Source organism: Shewanella sp. SG41-4, assembly GCF_014164505.1.
Lineage (GTDB): Bacteria > Pseudomonadota > Gammaproteobacteria > Enterobacterales > Shewanellaceae > Shewanella.
This window is the reverse complement of sequence record NZ_JACJFI010000339.1, coordinates 1-3,595: the sequence shown is the minus strand read 5'-3', so window position 1 is coordinate 3,595 and position 3,595 is coordinate 1. Positions and strand designations below refer to the sequence as shown.

Here is a 3,595-nt window from a genome sequence, read left to right as displayed (position 1 = left end):
CAACGTCTTTAATTTCGTCAATATGGTTAGACACAAAAGTGTCGCCCAACCATGCAACCCCTAACACACAAATACACGCCGACATGCCTGACTTAAATGTTGATGCATTAGAAATCTTGCTGGCATCTAAACGGCAAAACCACGTTATTGCAGCCGCGGCAGATAGCATAAACAGCATAATCGCCACATCGCGCGACAGCACAGGGTTAACAATTAAGCCCACCTTGTCAGAAATGGCGGTGGCATAAGACATTACCGCCACTATCGCAATTAAGAATATGCCTACCGATCGCTTAGCACCCGGTAATAACGTCACTTGAGTTTCACCTCGAGTTTTCACTAATCCGCTGGCTAAACGCTGCTGATAAATAGGATCTTGTGCTAACGGCTTACCAAGTATCGACGCAACTGCAGCACCGATTAAACAAGCAATAAACGTCGATGGAATACACACAGCCAACAACACTAAATAATCAACTCCGAACGGTTCTAAAATACCCGAAAAAAACACCACAGCAGCAGATATAGGCGATGCAGTAATGGCCACTTGTGAGGCGACAACCGCGATAGATAATGGCCGAGATGGACGAATACCTTGCTCTTTTGCTACTTCAGCAATCACAGGCAGCGTCGAAAATGCTGTATGACCAGTACCTGCAAATAAAGTCATAAAATACGTCACTATAGGTGCTAAAAACGTAATGTGCTTAGGGTGCTTACGCAGCAATTTTTCTGCAATAGACACCAAATAGTCCATGCCACCCGCTTCTTGCATCGTAGCGATGGCAGTGATCACCGACATAATAATCAGCATCACATCGATTGGGATAGCACCTGGCGTTAACCCTAATCCAACAGTAAGAATTAATACCCCTACACCTCCAGCAAAACCTATCCCTATGCTGCCCATTCTTGCGCCGAGGTAAATCGCCCCAAGCACAATAATTATTTCTAATATCATCATAGTGTTAACTCTATTTACAACCTAAATGTCTTGAATGAAATAGCAGGGATTACTGCTTTAGAGATCGTGATAGTACTCTGTTGAGATTTTACGAATGTAGACGTGGATCAATTAACGCTACGCAAAGGCATAAGATGTGTTTTATCAGCAGCTTTATTAACCATTTTGTTGTTACAGGTGTCATAAAAGACAGCGGTTACTCCAAGTGGAAATAGAAAAATGCCAATCAATGATTGGCATTTAAAAGGAGATAAAAGTGAAACGTAACTATCTAACGATTAAAACCAGCGATGAAAACCAGCGATTAGAAATAGTAACCAAAATTGATATTAATACGATGATCCCAGCTGTCGCCGATTTCAGGTAATCCAACATGGCCATTATCACGCGTAGAGGCATACATATTTTTACCCATAATAAAATCAATCATGGTGTACGTTGGACCTGAAGACAGGGCAACACCTGTGACATTTTGATAGCTGTTGTCATAGTCTTCATTGTCAACATCGGGGGTTACCACGCCGAAGTCATTATAGATCTTTGCACTGCCCCAGCTGGTAGTGATCGTTTTAGCAATGTTTATGCTATAAGCTTGCGCTTTAGACGCAATTTCGTACTGCCAATCGTAAGCCGATACCGCAAGCTTGTTATCGTCTAACGCATCAGCAGCATTATACTCATATTGCATTGCCTGTAACTGCAGCGCCCAACCTTTATAACTGCTGTCGAGATGTAACGCGACGGCATATCGGTCACCATTATTGCCAGTATTACTATTATAAATCTGCCCTACCTCGACCGAAGCACCCACCACGATTTTACCGCCTTCATACTCCATCGCATAGGTTTGGCGTAAATTTAATTGGTTAGTTTCTTCATTGTAATAGTCAGTGCCGTTGACTTGGCCAGAATATAAGTCTGTTGAATATCGTTCATTACGACTGGCACCATATTCAGCGCCTTTATAAAACGCAAACTCAGTTCCCCAACCATTATTTGAATAAACCGTTTTAATACCTGCATCATAATCATCTTCAAAACCTAAATAATACGGCACGCCAAACCAAAAACTATTTGAAATAAAACCCGGGTTACCAAATGGTACTTGATTTATACCAAATTGAATTTGCAATTGTTCTGAGTAATCATAAAAGGCATAACCATAACGTAGTGCTTCCCATCCATCATAAAAACGATATTCAGATGATAACCCCCAGTTATCTAATTTACCGTTGAATTTAACGGATGCCATCTCAAAGGTTAAATCACCTGATTTATCTTTAGAACTATCACTATATTGCTTATATGAATAATTAGCTCTTAAGGTACCGGATACGTTAATTCCATCTTCAACATCTTGTGCTGTAGAGTAAAAAGAAACCATGCATAGCGATACTAAAGTAGATAATAAAGATAACTTTAACAATTTCATTTTATTGTATTTCCCAATTCGATAATTAATAACTTGGCCGTTACCATTTGATTTTTGTTAAGTCACATTGAATAACTTCATCTTTATGAGCAGGTGTACCGGGGTTTTTAGCTGACTCACAAAGCAATGTGGTGCCATAGTCATTACGCTTGTCGTTGGCATTACTTCTTGCCCAAACAGACACGATAGCGCGCTCTTCTGGCTTAGCTTCGCAGCTGCCATCAACTTCAAAGGCATGGATAGTATTTTGATGAAAATACATTAGCGGATCGATATCAGCACTGCTCGACAGCCACATAGTCTGCCCATTGTGTTGACCTGCATCAAACTGAACTTGTCTAACGTTGTCGTCTTCTTTAACGGTGTTAATTAACGGTGAATCTTCACGCACGGCAAAGCTCTTAAACTCATTCGCACACGCAGGCACGCGCATGTTATAATAAATTTCAGATATTGCATGGTTATGATAGGGATATAAGGTATCGACTGATTGCACTGTCATACCGACTTCTGCACCAACCTTTTCTCCGTTAATTTCGTCTATGCGTAATAGTCCCCAGTGACCAAAAATTTCGGCATAGGCATAACCACCACGAATATTGTTGAAGTTTTTATCATTGCGTTTACTTTCTTCGGCATACATTGGGTACCAACCTGCTGCAGCCCATAAGTTAGGTAATGCGTTAGCACTAATATCTGTTGGGAAAGCTGAGGGCATTTTCACTTCATCGCCCGTCACCATTTTAGTAAAGTTTTTAGTAAACTCTTTGCCGAGTTTACGCACGTCTTTATTAGTGACTTTTGTGTCAAAAAAGGAATCGAATGTTGCACGTTTAAGCCATTTAGCTACGGGGGATTTTTCAGCTAATTGGCCACCAGGGCTGTAAATCCAATCGACGTCTTGGCGTGCGCCAAAACACTTTTTCGCTTTATCTGGATTATTAATAACTTGATAAATGTTTTTAACTAATAGCTTCATGTCGCGGCGATCCATGATGCACATATTCTTACCACCTTCGGTAGAATCGTACATTGCTTGGTCTGAATTTAAACATGGACCATTTTCACTATTGGTTAATGCTACCGCGTAAGATTGTAAATATTGCAGTGTTTCATTCCATAAAATATCGACATATTTTTGATCATTTTTATCGTACTGAGATTCCTCTCCTAAACAAGTGAACTCAGCATTATCAACA

At 40.5% G+C, this 3,595-nt stretch carries 3 protein-coding genes; all 3 read right to left on the bottom strand.

Annotated features, from left to right (window positions below):
- The coding region (locus H5202_RS19260) for an anaerobic C4-dicarboxylate transporter (RefSeq protein ID WP_182773485.1) at positions 1-964 on the bottom strand (964 nt) is incomplete at its 3' end.
- A 304-nt stretch (positions 965-1,268) separates the two neighbouring features.
- Complete coding sequence (locus H5202_RS19255) at positions 1,269-2,396, bottom strand: hypothetical protein (protein WP_182773484.1); 1,128 nt, start codon at positions 2,394-2,396, stop codon at positions 1,269-1,271.
- Between the two features lie 40 nt (positions 2,397-2,436).
- Positions 2,437-3,595, bottom strand: a 1,159-nt coding sequence (locus tag H5202_RS19250; protein ID WP_182773483.1) for a hypothetical protein, incomplete at its 5' end; no start/stop codon positions are given.